Genomic DNA, 17196 nt, shown 5'->3' with positions numbered 1-17196 from the left:
GCATCATAGAGTAGGCCCAATGGCATTACAACCGCGCCCGTCCGCCTATTATTCATAAGCAGGGCATGTTTATTCCTCCCGCTGGAAATATACCGCCGCTCCCGGCGATATTCAGAACACTCTATCCGGCCGCGAGCCAGTGCGACTCGACGCGCCTTGTCCCGTCTCAGGAGGGGTGCAGATCATGGCGATAGAGCTTGAGGCCGCCGAAGATGAAGCCGGCAGACAGCAGCTGAAAGGCAACCAATAACCCACTGATATTATCGGATATTTCTTCAGATACCGCCTGGTGGGTCAGGTAGACAACCAGCGCAACCAGGCCCATCAGCAGGCTGTTGATCAGGGTGGTGGAGAGGAAGGCGATGAACCAGGCCAACTGCACGCTCAGAGCCGCCAGCACGGCCCCCATGGCGATACGTGCGGCGATAAAACAGCCGAAGAAACCAAAGCCCAGCAGGAATATCAATTCGTCGTACCAGAGGTAACACCCCATGCCCAATAACATTGCCAGCAAATAGGCTGAAACATAAAAGATCCCGAACGAGATAGTTAATTCACTTCTCATGATGGTTCCTGCCAATTGAAAAAAGGATGAGGGGATCCGGGCCCTGCGAACAGAGCCTGGATCCACTTTATTTAACGAGACTTACCCCTTGGCGGCGCTGCGCAATTTCGCCTTGAGCGCACTGTATTCGGTCTGGACATAATTCTCCGCCTCAGACTGATTATCAATTCGCTCTATTTTCACCGCGCAGTATTTGTACTCTGGGGTGTAGGAGACGGGGTCCACGTGCTCTATGGTGAGCTCGTTGCAGGCCCCTATCCACCACTGGTAGGTCATGTAGACCACCCCGGCGTTCACCCGCTCGTTGTAGTTGGCGCGGGTGATCACCTTGCCACGGCGAGACGAGATCCAGACCAGCGCCTGATCCTTGACCCCAAGCTGTTGCGCATCCTTCGGGTGGATCTGCACATAGCCGGGCTCATCGGCCAGGGTCTGCAGCGCCGAGCAGTTGCCGGTCATGGAGCGGCAGGAGTAGTGACCCACCTCCCGCACAGTGGAGAGCACCAGCGGGTAGTTTTCGTCGGGCTGCTCCAGGGGTGGCCGCCACTCGGAGGCGATGAGCTGACCCTTGCCGCTCGGGGTGGTGAACACATTGCCCTCGAACAGGGTGCTGGTGCCCGGGTGATCCTCGGTCGGGCAAGGCCACTGCACGCTCTTGAGATCCGCCATCTTGTCGTAGCTGACCCCGGCGTAGAGTGGGCAGAGTGCCCGCATCTCGTCCCAGATCTGGTTTGTATCCCGGTACTCCATGGGATAACCCATGGCGGTCGCCATCAGGGAGAAGATGGCCCAGTCCGGTTTGACATTGTCCGGCGGGGTCACCGCCTTGTAGAAGCGCTGGAAGCCGCGATCCGCCGAGCTGTAGACCCCCTCGTGCTCGCCCCAACTGGTGGCGGGCAAGATCACATCCGCCATCTCGGCGGTCTGGGTCATGAAGATGTCCTGGACTATCACCAGCTCCATGCCCCCCAGGGTGCGCCTGAACTGGGCGAGATCCGCTTCCGTCTGGGCCGGATCTTCGCCGAAGATGTAGAAGGCCTTGCACTTGCCCTCCTCCACCTTGTGGCTGAGCTCGGTCAGGCGATAACCCGGTTTCTGGGACAGCGACTCCACACCCCAGGCCTTGGCGAACTTGGCGCTGATGGCGGGATCGGCCACGGACTGATAGCCCGGGAACTGGTGGGGCAGCATCCCCATGTCGCAGGTGCCCTGCACGTTGTTCTGACCGCGCACCGGGCCGCAGCCGGTGCCGCGCCGGCCGAAGTTGCCGGTGAGCAACGCCAGCCCCGCGAGGCCTTTCACTACGTCCACCGCCTGACCGTACTGAGTCACCCCCATACCCCACAGGATCATGGAGGCGGGCGACTCGGCATAGGTGCGAATGGCCGCGCGGATATCCGCCGCCTTGAGGCCGGTGATCTCCTCCACATATTCCGGGGTGTACTTGGCTACCAGCGCCTTGTAGGTCTCAAAGCCCTCGGTGTAGTTGGCGACGAATTCCTTGTCATAGAGGTTCTCGGCGATCAGCACGTTGCCGAAGGCATTGACCAGCGCCATGTTGGAGCCGTTTTTGAGCGGCAGCCACTGATCGGCGATGCGGGCGGTTTCCACCATGCGCGGATCGCAGACGATCACCTTGGCTCCGTTCGCTTTCGCCTTGAGGATGTGACGCGCCACTATGGGGTGGGAGTCGGCCGCATTGTAACCAAACACCAGCAGGCACTTGGTCTCTTGAATTTCGGGAATGGCGTTGCTCATGGCGCCGTTGCCTACTGTTGTCTCCAGACCGGAGACTGAGGGTGCGTGTCACACCCTCGCGCAGTGATCGACGTTGTTCGTCCCAAGCACGGCGCGGGCAAATTTTTGCATCACATAGTTGGCTTCGTTGCCGGGGCCGCGGGCCGAGCCCGTGGTCATGATGGCGTCGGCGCCGTATTTCGCCTTGATGGCGGAGAGACGGCTGCTGGCAAAACCAATGGCCTCGTCCCAGGAGACGGCTTCGAGCTTGCCACCGCGCTCGCGGCGGATCATCGGGCTCTTGAGGCGCGGGGTCAGCAGGTTGGTGTCGTTCAGGAAATCCCAACCGTAGTAGCCCTTGAGGCAGAGCTGCCCCTCGTTGGTCCGGCCGTGGGCACCCTCGGCCCCCACCACCTTGTCGTTCTCAACCAGCAGGTTGATCTTGCAACCGGTGCCGCAATAGGGGCAGACGGTGATGACTTTTTTCATGACTCAATCTCTTGTTGGTTAACGATAAATGGTTGGTTTGATGGGGTGATGGCTCTCTGGCAGTGCCTATGACGAGAAAAAGTCACTCAAGGCAGAGAAAGGCACTGCACCACCCAGAGCCCATCCGGCGGGTCGGCTTGGTCGGCGACGCCGGGACTGCGGCTCACGCTCAATCCCATAGACCCGCGCTGACACGCCGACACCCGCATCGCCATCAAAGCCGCGACCTAACCCGCTGGCATCGCCTCGGCGCTGGCCAGCTGTTTTTGCCGGCTCAGGGTCGCCAGACTCTGTGGGGTCACCAGCCGCAGCGCCTGGGTCGGGCACACCTCGACGCAGGCCGGCCCCCCCTCGCGATGGCTGCAGAGATCGCACTTCAAGGCCAGCGCCTTGGTTTGCACTCCCTTGAACAGCGCACCGGCCGCGGGGGCCACCTCTTTGATCACCACGTTCATGGCGCCGTAAGGGCAGGCCACCACACAGGACTTGCAGCCGATGCAGCGCGCCTGATAGACCTTGACGTGGCCATCCTCGGTGACGATGGCGTTGTTGGGGCAGGCCTTGGCACAGGGCTTGTCTTCACACTGGCGGCAGAGCACCGGCGTGGTCACCTTGCTGCCCACCACCACCTTCAGACGGGGCTGAAAATAGCTGTCTTTTGAGACCAGATGTCCATCTTCGATGGCAAGACGCAGACCGCCCTCCCGCTCAACGGTGCCCGCGCAGGACGCTGACTGGTGTGACACGGCGCAGGCCACCTCACAGGTACGACACCCAATACAGAGACTGGGATCGGCAATCACGAAGCTGTTCATAAAAAGAGGGATCCTAAATGGTTCGTTGCACCGGCCGCCGGACTGATACGAGCAACGACGCGGCCGGTCACCCCACTAGGCATTAATCAGACCAAACCGGTCTCCATGTGCGATAAAAATCACAAGGCACTGAAAATAAAGAGGTAATCAGGAGTGTGAGCGAGCGTTTTCAGGCGAGTGACGATGACGAGCGAGGCGGGACGCCGGGCTCGACACGACAAAAGTGACGAGCTCGACACCCGTTGACGACTCCCCTGCCCCATTGGATGGGCCGACCTTTCGGCGACATATCGACGACTCATTGATGAAATGGCTGCAAGAGGGCTCAAGACAACAACGACAGGCCCTGGAGAGGGCAAATGGGGGTCAAAGTTGTTTAGTTTTTCCACCTAGAACAAACCAGTCGTAAAGAAAAACAGAACAAAAAAGCCCCTCTACTGACAGATTTATTGAGCAAGATCCGGTTTCTAACGCCTTCCTCTTCTGTTTTTTATCCCACCTGTTAGCATGCCCCAGATGGCAACCAGCTCCGTTGGGGTCGCTTCCATGCAACAGATAGCTCAAACATCGCGGGTTAATAGCAGCAAACTGGGGGCTGGAACTTAGGGGCGGCAGCTTACTAATATATATTTTGGTTTAGCATTCAATTCTATCTCTCAACCCCTTATCAACTTTCAAAGGAAGTTGGCTTGTCGCATTAAACAATTAAATTGGTATTGTTTATTTTCACTTAGGCAGTATGGTAAGGCTTTAATGATATGCATACTAGTTTTTATATACAGCCCAGAAAAAAATAACGTAAAAAAACTAGAAGATAATCCAACACATTGATTTTAATTTTTAAAAATTGTTAACATATGTTCTTTAAAGAACAAAATACCATGGTGTTTTATACTGGAGCTATATAGTTTTGGATTTCAAAAAAGAAAGAGTACATTGTCATAATAAATTCCCGGAGTTAGTTCAATTTAAAGCTGAGATAAAGTTTAAGGATAAATTATATAGAGCAAAGTCCATCACTCCCTTTTCACCAATTCAACTTGGTTATGGAGATGACGCTACATACCAGACATGTATCGGGCATTTAATTGATGGACTAGAGTTTTTACCATACAGACCAGACTATATGTTTGATCATTGTTTCAAAATCATTGATGAAGCCGGTAGCTTTTTCTTTCCTAATAAAGGTATAAAAGGTATTGTTCAAGAACTTCCTAACAGACTTTTGAATCACGAAAGAGCATGCTGGGAGTCAATTATAAATATTCTAGGTGCTAATATACCATTAATGACTTGTCGGTTTTTAGTGAAGAGGATCTGTGAAGCACATTTTCTGACTGATTCAAATAGTCATCAGCTATCAGAAAGAGCAGCTCATTGCTTTGGTAGGCAGTTTTATATCGACTTTATACAAAGATTTGCTATCGACAATAATAACCAAACAACTGGAAACATTTCATCCGAGCGAATTAATAAAGGCGCCAGTTTTTTAAAGCTATATTTATCTGGAAAAAAAGGTACTCAAGCACCTAGTAATACTTCATATAAATTTTTGGACCTTACAAAATCAGCTAATTTGCCGAGCCCTAATCAGAGAATAGAGTTTTTACTTTCGTTATTGCTCTTTAACATGAGAAATGAGCGTTCCCATGGTGCTGTATTAAGTCCTTTTAAAACGAGTAGATCCTCTCTTGAAAGATATAAAAGCTATTACTACGCGATGCTTTGCACTTATACATTCTGCTTGGGAACTTTGGATCTTAGAGGATTTGGCTCCCTATCAGGTGACAAAATAAAGATCTGCACTGAAAATAATCTACAACTGCAAAAAACCTTTTTTAGCTAAAAAGCAAGTACATTATTATGTTAACATATGCTGAGTACAGCACAGTGCTCAAACAGCCTTAACTGATCGAGTAATTAGCAGCACTAATTATATTATTTCTTCATCTCAAAAAATGTTAGTAGCTCTTGAGAATATAAGAATTTTATCTTCTCTAGATTAAGAATATAATAGTTGAACGTCGAGCTAATATGATTCGTATCACAAACGCATTCCTTTAATTAGTGCATTGTTATTAAATTAATACTGACATAACGTCATCATGTATAGGATTTTATATATGACAGCGACTAAAAAATTAGAGACAATTGTAGATAAGTATTTTACCCAATCATATAGCTTTTATAAAAAACTAGATGCGAAAGGTGAAAATATAAATATTAACTTTGAATTCAATAGTAGAGCAGATTTTTTAAAAATCTACTTAGACTATTATCGCGATCAAGAAAATCTACAAGACACAATAATTGGTGCTTGCACTGCAAGATTCAAAATTGAATATAGAGGACAGCAATATGAACTTAAGCATACACATCAAGAAGAGTTTGAAGATGCTCAAAATAACTTGAGAGGGGTAAACAACTCCATATTAACAACCATGGCAAGTAAATTACTTTTGAGAACCTCACACCTTGAGTCAGCGGTATCATTCGATGATATATTTAAAATAATAAAATCAACCAAAGTAACTGGTTTCGGTGAGCTATCTATTTATGATACAGCTGTCCGTATATCATCGTTTCGAGGTTATCAACCAACTGTTGTTTTTTTGCATGCTGGTACGAAAGATGGTGTGAGGAATTTAGAAAGGCAGGGGTTCATTTCCAAAGATTCATCACTAAAAGATACCTTACGAACAGATGAATTTCCACCGTCAATTCAAAAACTGAATGCTCTACAGATGGAAAATTTCTTATGTGCATTTAAGCATGAATTAAAGAACATATAATACACAACGCTGCAGAACCCACCTTTTATTTTCTTGCACGATCCTTCATCCGAAGGATCGTATTGTAATGTTTAATTAAAAAACATAATATCATTATAATAGATGCACTTACTTAGTTCTCTTCATTTTATGGTATCTATCTTCGAGATCATCAATTCATTTTCCTGCAATCCCTATTTCGCAAAATAAAGACTCTATCGCCTCCCAATTTCGACATCTTAGCAATACAGACAGGTAATTTATTGGCCAGCATTTTATCGTTTATTTTTCAGCCAGATTGACAGGAAACGCTGGGTAAAATGGAACTCCAGCTAAAACAAGCACTTGCTCACCGACCGGCGCTGCTTTTCAATCAATGAACAATTAATAATTTCACTCAACATGGCCCTTTGATTATTTATACCAGCATCGATTCCCACAGACTCTGTGTCATCATGAGCTGAATCGCAGATGAACAGACTGTGTCCCATGATGAGCCTATTTCTATCCAGCTAACGCCCTTTCCCATTGCAATCCTTGAATACCCTCCCGAATAACGATCCCGGTTTTCCGATCGCTCGGGACCCCTGTGTTGGCGACTGCGCCACCGGCAATCTGACAAGATAACTCATGAACTGTACTAACAAACCCGCCCTGTCCGGCGTCACCCTGGCGGCGATCGGCGTGGTCTATGGCGATATCGGCACCAGTCCGCTCTATACCCTTCGCGAGTGCCTGTCCGGTCAATTCGGGTTCGGGGCCGAACCCGCCTCCATCCTGGGCTTTCTCTCGCTCATCTTCTGGCTGCTGATCCTGGTGGTCTCGGTCAAGTACCTCTCCTTCGTGATGCGGGCCGACAATGCCGGTGAGGGGGGCATCCTGACCCTGATGTCGCTGGCGACCCGCAACAGCCCCGAGAGGCTGGCCCCTGTATTGATCATTCTGGGGCTGATTGGTGGCAGCTTCTTCTACGGCGAGGTGGTGATCACCCCCGCCATGTCGGTGATGTCGGCCATCGAGGGGTTGAAGATAGTGGCCCCCTCGCTGGATCCCTACATAGTGCCGCTCTCGGTGCTGGTGCTGACCCTGCTGTTTGCCATTCAGAAACATGGCACCGCCACCGTGGGCAAGCTGTTCGCCCCCATCATGCTGACCTGGTTTCTGACCCTGGCGGTGCTGGGCCTGCGCGGCATCCTCCAGAATCCCGAGGTGCTGGGGGCGCTCAACCCCGTCTGGGCCCTGCGCTTCTTTATGGAATACCGGCTCACCTCCTTCTTTGCCCTCGGCGCCGTGGTGCTGGCCATCACAGGGGTGGAGGCGCTGTACGCGGACATGGGCCACTTCGGCAAGAGCCCGATCCGGCGCGCCTGGTTTATGGTGGTGCTGCCGTCGCTGGTGCTCAACTACTTCGGCCAGGGGGCGCTGCTGCTGGGCAACCCCGAGGCCATCGCCAACCCCTTCTTCCTGCTCGCCCCCACCTGGGCGCTGCTGCCCCTGCTGTTGCTGGCGACCATGGCGACGGTGATCGCCTCCCAGGCGGTGATCTCCGGGGTCTTCTCCCTGACCCGGCAGGCGGTGCGGCTCGGTTATCTCTCACCCATCCGCATCGTCCACACCTCCGAGCAGGAGTCGGGCCAGATCTATATCCCGGTCATCAACTGGATGCTCTATGTCTCTGTGGTGATCGTCATCATGAGCTTCGAGCACTCCAGCAATCTGGCGGCCGCCTATGGCATCGCCGTGACCGGCACCATGGTGCTCACCTCCATCCTCTTCTGTTCGGTAGCCAAGAACAGCTGGCGCTGGCCCACCTATCTGGTGGCCGCCCTGTTCGCCCTGCTGCTGGCCATCGATGTGCCGCTCTTTGTCGCCAACCTCGCCAAGATCTTCTCCGGCGGCTGGCTGCCCCTCACCCTGGGCGCGGTCATGTTCACCCTGATGACCAGCTGGAAGAGCGAGCGCTTTCAACTCATTCGCCGCCTGAACGAGCACGGCAACTCGCTGGAGCCGATGATCGCCTCGCTGGAAAAATCCCCGCCGACCCGGGTGGCGGGCACCGCCGTCTATATGTCGCGGGTGGTCAATGTGATACCCCATGCGCTGCTCCACAACCTCAAGCACAACAAGGTGCTGCACGAGCGGATCATCCTGCTCACCCTGCGGGTGGAGGACGTGCCCTACGTCCACAACGTGCGCCGGGTCTGCATCGAGCAGCTCTCCCCCACCTTCTGGCGGGTGGTGGCCAGCCATGGCTGGCGCGAGACCCCGAACATGGAGGAGATCTTCCATCGCTGCAATGCGGAGGGCCTGAGCTGTCGCATGATGGAGACCTCCTTCTTCATGGCCCACGAGTCGCTGATCATGAAGGAGCGCCCCTGGTACCTCTATCTGCGCGGCCAGCTGTTTATGCTGCTGCAACGCAATGCCCTGCGGGCGCCGGATCAGTTCGAGATCCCGCCCAACCGGGTGATCGAGCTGGGCTCGCAGGTGGATATTTGATGGCATTCTGATGGCATAAAGAACGCCAGCAAGACGGAGGGAGGCTTTGGCCTCCCTCTTTTTTTGCCGTTAACCGAGATTGCCCTCCTCATGCTCCGGCGCCCCTGGTGTGACGAACCCTGTCCTGCCCTTCGTCACAAGTGACGAACGTCACGGTTCGACAGTTGCCCGCCTCAGCGACACACCCCTGGACAAAATTAAAATACACATGAAAACAGTCAGTTAAACTCATTCCTGGCGCCACACACAATCTGGCCCGCATTTTGCCATCCTGCCCCTACTTTCTCCGTTCGCGACACGACAAGGTAGGCTATGAACCGCTTCGTTATCGCTGATCCCAAACTTTGTATCGGTTGTGGCACCTGTATGGCGGCCTGCAGCACGGTTCACAAGGCCAAGGGTTTGCAACAGGCCCCCCGATTAACCGTCATGCGACACGAGCAGGCGACCATGCCGGTTCAGTGCCGTCACTGTGACGACGCCCCCTGCATCAAGGTGTGCCCGGTCGAGGCCATCTGCCAGACCGAGGACAGCGTGCAGCTGAACGAATCCCTCTGCATCGGCTGCAACCTGTGCGCCGTGGCCTGCCCGTTCGGCGCCATCAGCAGCGGCGGCAGCCGTCCGGTGGCCATGGCCACCAGCTATGACAGCTACATCCCCTGCTCGGTGCGCTCCAGCAACCCTTCCACCTCCGCCGGCCTGCGCTGCTTCGGGGAAGATCTGCTGAGCTGGGAGCCCGGCGTGCGCAGCATTGCGGTCAAATGCGATCTCTGCGCGTTTCGCGAAGAGGGCCCGGCCTGCATCGAGGCTTGCCCCTCCCAAGCACTGACCCTGGTCAACGACAGTGTCTGTGCCCACACCGCCCGCGAGCGTCGCCTGCAGGCAGCCCAATCCCATCCGGAAGGGGCCCCCGCATTCAGTGCCACGGCCTCGCCCTCTTCACCGCACTCATTGACAGCCAAGGGAGATCGCTGATGCTGCCCCCTCTTCTACTGGGCACCCTGTTGCTCCTTCTGGCAGGCGCGCTGCTGGGCGCCGCCGCAGGCTGGCTGCTGAACAGCGCCGCCCTCGCCAACCGCCTCAACAGCGGCTTCGCCCTGCTGGGCTCCCTCTGCGGTGTCATGGTCGCCGGACAGACCCTGGCGCGGGGCACCCCCATTGACGGCGCCCTCTGGCTGCTGGGCTCGGTGCACCTCGACATGCTGGCGGTGCTGATGCTCTTGGTGATCACGCTGGTCGGTGTGGCGGTGGCGCTCTACTCCTTTGCCTACATCAAGGAGTACCAGGGCAAGGGGGACATCAGCATAGGCGTGCTGATGAACCTCTTCCTGTTCGCCATGGTCGCCATGGTGCTGTGCGACAACGCGCTGGGCTTCCTGCTCAGCTACGAGCTGGTGACGCTCACCAGCTACTGGCTGGTCAAGACCAACCCGGACGCCGCCAAGCAGAGCCGCCTCTATCTGGTGATGAACCACATCGGCATGGCGCTGGTGCTGGTCGCCTTCTGGCTGCTCTGCCAGGGCAGCGGCAGTCTGGAATTCAGCGTGCTGCGCGAGCATCACCTCGGCGGCGCCCTGGCCTCGCTGGTGTTCCTGCTCAGCTTCTGCGGCTTCGGCCTGCGCGCCGGCTTCGTGCCGCTGCACGGCTGGTTGCCGGTGGCCGAGCCCGTCGCCCCTTCCCATATCTCGGCGCTGATGTCCGGGGTCATGGTGAAGCTGGGCCTCTTCGGCATCTTGCGGGTGGCCATCGATTTTCTCGGCGCCAGCCAGCTCTGGTGGGGCTACATGGTGCTGATCTTCGGCGCCTGCTCGGCGGTGCTCGGGGTGCTGTTTGCGCTCGCCGAGCACGATCTCAAGCGGCTGCTCGCCTACCACACGGTGGAGAACATCGGCATCATCCTGATGGGGATGGGGATCGGCATGATTGGCCTGGCCAACCAGCAACCGACCCTGGTGGTGCTGGGGCTGCTCGGCGCCCTCTATCACCTGCTCAACCACGCCATCTTCAAGAGCCTGCTGTTCATGGGCACCGGCTCGGTGATGTTCCGCCTGCACAGCCGTGACATGGACAAGATGGGCGGCCTCGCCAAGCTGATGCCCTGGACCGCGCTGGCGTTCCTCATCGGCGCCATGGCCATCTCGGCGCTGCCGCCGCTCAACGGCTTTGTCAGCGAGTGGTTTATCTATCAGGCGCTCCTTTCCATGACCAAACTCGGCACCTCGGTGGTGGCCCCGTTGGCGGTGGTGATGCTGGCGGTGACCGGCGCCATGGCGGTGATGTGCTTCGTCAAGGTCTATGGCATCTGCTTCTGCGGCGCCCCGCGCAGCGAGAAGGCGAGTCAGGCCCGCGAAGTGCCCAGCACCATGGTGGCGGGCACCCTGCTGCTGGCGGCGGTCTGTCTGGTGCTGGGGCTGGGCGCCCCCTGGATTGCCCCCCTGGTCAACGGCTACGGCCAGGCGCTGATCGCCGAGCAGGTGGCGAGCCAGGTAGCGACCGGCGCCACCCTGCTGCCGCTCGACAGCTCACAGGCGATCCTCTCCCCGCCCGTTATCGCCATCACCCTGCTCGGCCTGCTGCTGGTGCCGCTGCTGATCCTGGCGCTGTTCAAAGGGCCCAAGCTGGGTCGTCGTCACGCCGGTACGCCCTGGGCCTGTGGTTACGCCTATGAGGAGCGCATGAGCCTCACCTCCGGCGGTGTCACCCATACCCTGCGCCAGATCTGCGCCCCCCTCTATCGGCAGCGTCCGCGCCTCGATCTCGCCAGCTCGCTGCAAGGGGTGAGCGCGGCGCCGTCCCCCGCCGGCTGGCTGCTCCATGGCCTGGTGCTGGTGCTCTTTATCCTGATGGCTGTTGGAGTTCAATGATGCCCGCTCTCGAAATGCCAAGCTGGGGCATGCTTGCCCTGGCCCTCACCCAGGCCATCGCCATGCTGGCGCTGGCTCCGCTCGCCACCGGCTTCAACCGGGTGCTACGTGCCAAGATGCACTCGCGCCAGGGGCCCGGCCTGCTGCAGGATTACCGCGATATCGGGAAACTGCTGCGCCGCCAGGAGGTCACCCCCGAGCCTGCCGGCATCATCTTCAACCTGATGCCGGCGGTGCTCATCGCCGCCTTGCTGCTGGTAGCCATGGCGCTGCCGACCCTGACCCATGAATCCCCCTTCCCCATCGCCGGGGATCTCATCACCGACATCTACCTGTTCGCCATCTTCCGCTTCTTCTTCTCTCTGGCGGGGCTCGACAGCGGCAGCATGTTTGCCGGCATAGGTGCCCGCCGCGAGCTGACCCTGGGGATCCTGGTCGAGCCCATCCTGGTGCTGGCCTGCTTCATCATGGCGATGATGGTGGGCAGCTCGGATCTGGGCAACATCAGCACCTACGTGGCCACCCAGCCGCTGGCCGCCCCGGTCGCCACCCTGCTGGCGGGCGCCGCCTGTGCCTTCGCGGTCTTCGTCGAGATGGGCAAGCTGCCCTTTGACTGTGCGGAAGCCGAGCAGGAGCTACAAGAGGGGCCGCTCACCGAGTATTCCGGCGCGGGCCTGGCCCTGCTCAAGCTCGGCCTTGGCCTCAAGCAGTTGGTGGTGGTGCAGCTCTTTTTGGTGATTTTCCTCCCCTTCGGCAAGGCGGCGGACTGGAGCCTGCCCGCGCTGGCGGTGGCGGCGCTGATCCTCGCCTGCAAGCTGCTGGTGGCCTTCGCACTGGCGGGTCTCATCGAAAACGCCATGGCCCGCACCCAGTTCGTGCGCACCCACAAGCTGACGCGCTATGGCCTGGGGCTGGCCCTGCTGGCCCTGCTCGCCTATCTGGTCGGGATCTGAGCCATGCCCGCCACAGCCGCTTTTTCCGATTTCACCTTTTCCGATTGCTCATTCCCGAACATAAAGTGAGAACTGCATGACCATCGCCATCATGGATCGCATCGGTTGCGACTACATCCAGCAGCTGCGACAGCAACTGCCCCACGCCATCATCGACGAGCAGTGGCAGACCGTCGATCAGGCCACCCTGACCGTCAAGCCCACCGATCTGGTGGCCCTCACCAGCCTGCTGTTCCACAAGCTGGGGGGCTGGCTGTCGGTCTCCTTCGCCAACGACGAGCGCAGCCTGAACGGCCACTTCGCCGTCTACCACGTCTTCTCCATGGAGGGGGAGACCAAGAGCTGGATCACCGTCAAGGTGCTGGTCAACGCCATAGAGCAGGAGTACCCCTCCATCACCCCCACCATCCCGGCGGCGGTGTGGGGGGAGCGGGAGATCCGCGACATGTACGGCCTGCGGGCGGTAGGCCTGCCGGACGAGCGCCGGCTGGTGCTACCCGATGACTGGCCCGAAGACATCCATCCGCTGCGCAAAGACGCCATGGATTACCGCCAGCGCCCCATGCCCACCACGGACACCGAGACCTACCCCTTCGTAAACGAGCTGGGCAACGAGGCCAACCGCATAGTGCCGGTGGGCCCGCTGCACATCACCTCGGACGAGCCGGGTCACTTCCGGCTGTTCGTGGACGGCGAGGACATCATCGACGCCGACTACCGGCTGTTCTATGTCCACCGTGGCATGGAGAAGCTGGCCGAGACCCGCATGGGCTACAACGAGGTGGCCTTCCTCACCGATCGGGTATGCGGCATCTGCGGCTTCACCCACAGCGTCGCCTACACCACCTCGGTGGAGAACGCCATGGGCATCCAGGTGCCGGAGCGGGCCAAGATGATCCGCGCCGTGCTGCTGGAGGTGGAGCGGCTGCACAGCCACATCCTCAACATCGGCCTGTCGAGCCACTTCACCGGCTTCGACACCGGCTTCATGCAGTTCTTCCGGGTGCGGGAGAAATCCATGACCCTGGCCGAGCTGCTGACCGGGGCGCGCAAGACCTATGGCCTTAACCTCATCGGCGGGGTGCGCCGCGACATCTTCAAGGAGGACCGCATCAAGGGCACCCAGCTGGTGCGCGAACTGCGCGACGAGCTCAAGCCCCTGGTGGCCATGCTGCTCGACACCGCCAACATCAGCTCCCGCCTGGTGGGCATAGGTCGGCTCGATCCGCAAGTGGCCCGCGACTTTAGCTGCGTCGGCCCCATGGTGCGGGCCAGCGGCTTCAAGCGCGACGTGCGCCGGGTGCACGACTTCGCCGCCTACCGCGAACTCCCCATGGAGATCCAGACCCTGGCGGGCTGCGACGTGCAGTCCCGGGTGCTGGTGCGGATCCACGAGCTCTACGACTCCCTCGACATGATCGAATTCGGCCTGCAGCACCTGCCGGAAGGGCCGCTGCTCACCGAGGGCTTCACCTACCAGCCGGGCAAGTTTGCGCTGGGCTTCACCGAGGCGCCCCGCGGCGAGAACGTGCACTGGAGCATGACGGGGGACAACCAGAAGCTGTTCCGCTGGCGCTGCCGCGCCGCCACCTACGCCAACTGGCCCGCCCTGCGCTACATGCTGCGGGGCAACACGGTGGCGGATGCGCCCCTCATCATCGGCAGCCTGGATCCCTGCTACTCCTGCACCGATCGGGTCACCCTGGTCGATCCCAAGAAGGGCAAGTCCACCGTGGTCTCCTACAAGGAGATCGAGCGCTACGGTATCGATCGCAAAAACTCTCCGCTCAAGTAAGGGGTCATCATGATCAAGCTGTTCAAGACCATACTCCGGGCCGGCACGCCGACCGCCAAGTACCCCTTCGCCCCCTATGAGGTGAACCGGGATTTTCGCGGCAAGCCCGAATACCAGGCCGACAAGTGCATCGCCTGCGCCGCCTGCACCAAGGCCTGCCCGGCCAATGCGCTGATCATGGAGACCGATCTGGAGACCGGCGAGCGGCGCTGGGAACTCTCCATCGCCCGCTGCATCTTCTGCGGCCGCTGTGAGGAGGTGTGCCCGACCCGCGCCATCGCCCTCTCCCCCAACTTCGAGCTGGCGGTGACCAACAAGGCCGATCTCTATGAGGAGGCCCGCTTCCCGCTGGCCCCCTGCACCCTGTGCGGCACCTACTTTGCCCCGGCCCGGCTGGTGGTGCTGGTGGAAGATACCCTGGCGCTGGCGGCCCAGCCGCTGGCCCACCCACAGCGGTTGCACCACTGCCCCGACTGCAAACGCAAACAGAGCATGCTGAGCCAGCCCGCATCAGGCGCCGCCACGCTCACCCAACAGGAGTCGATGTGATGAGCAAGATCAAAGGCATAGAAGCCGTTGTCGGCGATGCCCATACTCGCGCCGTGCCGCTGGCACAGGATCCGGAAATCACCCGCCTCAAGCAGACCCTGCTCAAGGACATTCGCCGCTCGGCCTATGTCTATCGGGTGGACTGCGGCGGCTGCAACGCCTGCGAAATAGAGATCTTCGCCACCATCACCCCGCTGTTCGATGCCGAGCGGTTCGGCATCAAGGTGGTCGCCTCCCCCCGCCACGCCGACATCCTACTGTTCACCGGCGCCGTGACCCGGGCTATGCGGGTGCCGGCCCTGCGCGCCTACGAGGCGGCCCCGGATCCCAAGATCTGCATCGCCTACGGCGCCTGCGGCTGTGACGGCGGCATCTTCCACGATCTCTACTGCGTCTGGGGCGGCACCGACAAGATAGTGCCGGTGGATGTCTACATCCCCGGCTGCCCGCCCACCCCGGCCGCCACCATCTACGGCTTCGCGGTGGCGCTCGGCCTGCTGGAGCAGAAACTCAAGGCCACCAGCCACGAGGTGCAGGCGGGCGAGCGGGTGGAGCTGCGCCACACCGGCATCCCGAGCGAGATCCGGGTGATGATAGAGCGCGAGGCGCGCCGCATGGCGGGCTACCGCCAGGGCCGCATCATCGCCGACGAGTTCATGGCGCTGCTGGAGGGGGCCACCCAGCAGGACGTGGATCTGCGCATCCAGGGCTACCTTGCCCAGCACGACGACCCGCGCCTCTCCGAGATCGTCAACAACCTGGCCAACGCCTGCCTCAACCGGGTGGCGGGGAAAGCAGAGGTCGCCCATGGCTGACCAGGTGTTCTTCTATCGCCTCTCCCGCAAGTTTGTGGACGAGCAGTTCGACGTGCCCGAGGAGGCGAAGGAGGTGATGTACTACAGCCTCGCCATCGGCCACCACCTCGGCATCGTCGATTGCCTGAGCGCCGATCTGGTCTGCCCCTTTGCAGGCTACCGGGACTGGGTGGCCAAGCTGCCCGCCGGCAGCGAGGCGCGCCGCAAGATGGAGGGCTTCCTCACCTTCGGCGAGATCACCGTCTATCGGGAGCATTGCCACATGCTGGCCTGCGCCTTCGACCGGCTGCGCCAGGCCGCAGGCGTCTTGAACGAGCAGGAGCGGGGCTGGACCGACACTTTCATGAACCAGCTCACCGCCCTGCATAACGATCCTCATATGTACCTGATGGTAAGGAGCCGCTGATGGGCTGCAATCTCGTGTTGACCGTGGGCAATGCCATGATGGGCGACGATGGCGCCGGCCCCTATCTGGCCGAAAAGCTGCAGGCCGCCCCCCTGCCCGGCTGGATCCACATCGACGGCGGCATAGCGCCGGAGAACAGGGTGCACCAGGTGCGGGAGCTGAAACCGGATCGGGTGCTGCTGGTGGATGCCGCCGAGCTCGGCGAGAAGGCGGGCACCCTCAAGGTGATCCCCCCCGACACCATAGCCGACATGTTCATCTTCTCGACCCACAACATGCCGCTGAACTTTCTCATCGACGAGCTCAAGCGCTTCGTGCCCGAGGTGATCTTCGTCGGGGTGCAACCCGCCATCGTCGCCTTCTCCTTCCCCATGACCGGGATGGTGAGCGGCGCCATGGATTACCTCCATCAGCATCTGGATACCGCCAAGGATACCAAGTTGTTAATCCGCCAGCTCGCCCAGTGGAATAAGGTCAACGACGCGGCACTATAATTTACCGAGTTGTTAAAAACGGCCAGACAGGAATTTAATCGACGCCCGATGTTAAAATAAAAACATCGGGCTAACTGCCCTGTTTTTGATATAAAACAACTCTCCGTTAAATAATATAAATGCCGTTTTTATATGGCAAAAAAAGCGTTGTCAGCCAGGGGACCTTGCCCCAAAATGGCGACCACTGCGGAAGTTGATGGGGTCTGGTGGCCTCCTCGGTCTTCAAAACCGATGTGAGCCGAGAAGGCTCGGGCAGGTTCGATTCCTGCCTCTTCCGCCACTTTCCTATATTGGATGCATCGACTAGATACCGCTTGCCAATATTATTCCGGGATGGCTTCCTCGGTCGTAAATTAATTTGTCAGAACCGTTTCAGCATTAACACTCTGTGCAAGTTGTCCGCCCGCAAATAACCGCCAGCCCCGTCAATCTATCGGCAAACCG

The 17196-nt window shown here is 58.1% G+C and carries 14 protein-coding genes and 1 tRNA gene; 12 read left to right on the top strand and 3 right to left on the bottom strand.

Features of this window, described 5'->3' with window-relative positions; all coding sequences use genetic code 11:
- Positions 1 to 166 precede the first annotated feature (166 nt).
- The 3 genes from LG30_RS0108360 to LG30_RS0108345 form a co-directional block, all read right to left on the bottom strand.
- Positions 167 to 565, bottom strand: coding sequence for a hypothetical protein (locus tag LG30_RS0108360; RefSeq protein ID WP_033130250.1), 399 nt, complete (start codon positions 563 to 565; stop codon positions 167 to 169).
- 81 nt (positions 566 to 646) lie between these two features.
- Positions 647 to 2791: a formate dehydrogenase subunit alpha gene (gene fdhF, locus LG30_RS0108355; protein WP_081966088.1), complete on the bottom strand. Its 2145-nt coding sequence runs from the start codon at positions 2789 to 2791 to the stop codon at positions 647 to 649.
- Between the two features lie 227 nt (positions 2792 to 3018).
- Complete coding sequence (locus LG30_RS0108345) at positions 3019 to 3606, bottom strand: 4Fe-4S dicluster domain-containing protein (protein WP_033130247.1); 588 nt, start codon at positions 3604 to 3606, stop codon at positions 3019 to 3021.
- Between the two features lie 910 nt (positions 3607 to 4516).
- Between LG30_RS0108345 and LG30_RS22005 the strand changes: the two genes are divergently transcribed.
- From LG30_RS22005 to LG30_RS21995, 12 genes are all read left to right on the top strand, one after another.
- The gene (locus LG30_RS22005; protein WP_152599130.1) at positions 4517 to 5452 is read left to right on the top strand and encodes a hypothetical protein; all 936 of its coding nucleotides are present in this window, start codon (positions 4517 to 4519) and stop codon (positions 5450 to 5452) included.
- Positions 5453 to 5729: 277 nt separating this feature from the next.
- The gene (locus tag LG30_RS22000) at positions 5730 to 6398 is read left to right on the top strand and encodes a hypothetical protein (RefSeq protein ID WP_152599128.1); all 669 of its coding nucleotides are present in this window, start codon (positions 5730 to 5732) and stop codon (positions 6396 to 6398) included.
- 609 nt (positions 6399 to 7007) lie between these two features.
- A complete protein-coding gene (gene kup / locus LG30_RS0108340) occupies positions 7008 to 8876 on the top strand; it encodes a low affinity potassium transporter Kup (protein ID WP_033130246.1) in 1869 nt (622 codons plus the stop codon).
- A gap of 312 nt (positions 8877 to 9188) precedes the next feature.
- Positions 9189 to 9851: a 4Fe-4S dicluster domain-containing protein gene (locus LG30_RS0108335; protein WP_033130245.1), complete on the top strand. Its 663-nt coding sequence runs from the start codon at positions 9189 to 9191 to the stop codon at positions 9849 to 9851.
- Positions 9851 to 11740: a hydrogenase 4 subunit B gene (gene hyfB / locus LG30_RS0108330; protein ID WP_033130244.1), complete on the top strand. Its 1890-nt coding sequence runs from the start codon at positions 9851 to 9853 to the stop codon at positions 11738 to 11740. Before LG30_RS0108335 ends, hyfB begins: the two co-directional genes overlap by 1 nt.
- The gene (locus LG30_RS0108325) at positions 11740 to 12693 is read left to right on the top strand and encodes a respiratory chain complex I subunit 1 family protein (protein ID WP_033130243.1); all 954 of its coding nucleotides are present in this window, start codon (positions 11740 to 11742) and stop codon (positions 12691 to 12693) included. The genes hyfB and LG30_RS0108325 overlap by 1 nt, the downstream gene beginning before the upstream one ends.
- Positions 12694 to 12769: 76 nt before the next feature.
- Positions 12770 to 14488 carry a hydrogenase large subunit gene (locus LG30_RS0108320; RefSeq protein WP_033130242.1) on the top strand — a complete coding sequence of 573 codons (1719 nt, stop codon included), beginning with the start codon at positions 12770 to 12772 and terminating at the stop codon, positions 14486 to 14488.
- A gap of 9 nt (positions 14489 to 14497) precedes the next feature.
- Positions 14498 to 15037: a formate hydrogenlyase complex iron-sulfur subunit gene (locus LG30_RS0108315; protein ID WP_052100918.1), complete on the top strand. Its 540-nt coding sequence runs from the start codon at positions 14498 to 14500 to the stop codon at positions 15035 to 15037.
- Positions 15037 to 15852, top strand: a complete 816-nt coding sequence (locus LG30_RS0108310) for an NADH-quinone oxidoreductase subunit B family protein (protein ID WP_033130241.1) — start codon at positions 15037 to 15039, stop codon at positions 15850 to 15852. Before LG30_RS0108315 ends, LG30_RS0108310 begins: the two co-directional genes overlap by 1 nt.
- Positions 15845 to 16258 (top strand): formate hydrogenlyase maturation HycH family protein, encoded by a 414-nt coding sequence (locus LG30_RS0108305; RefSeq protein ID WP_033130240.1) that lies wholly within the window; start codon positions 15845 to 15847, stop codon positions 16256 to 16258. Before LG30_RS0108310 ends, LG30_RS0108305 begins: the two co-directional genes overlap by 8 nt.
- Complete coding sequence (gene hycI / locus LG30_RS0108300; protein ID WP_033130239.1) at positions 16258 to 16752, top strand: hydrogenase maturation peptidase HycI; 495 nt, start codon at positions 16258 to 16260, stop codon at positions 16750 to 16752. Before LG30_RS0108305 ends, hycI begins: the two co-directional genes overlap by 1 nt.
- Positions 16753 to 16940: 188 nt before the next feature.
- A tRNA-Sec gene (locus LG30_RS21995) sits at positions 16941 to 17032 on the top strand.
- Positions 17033 to 17196 lie beyond the last annotated feature (164 nt).

Origin of the sequence: Aeromonas aquatica, from assembly GCF_000764655.1 — a bacterium.
Taxonomy (GTDB): Bacteria; Pseudomonadota; Gammaproteobacteria; order Enterobacterales; family Aeromonadaceae; genus Aeromonas; species Aeromonas aquatica.
The sequence above is the reverse complement of the archived record's forward strand: the minus strand, read 5'-3'. Positions and strand labels throughout refer to the sequence as shown.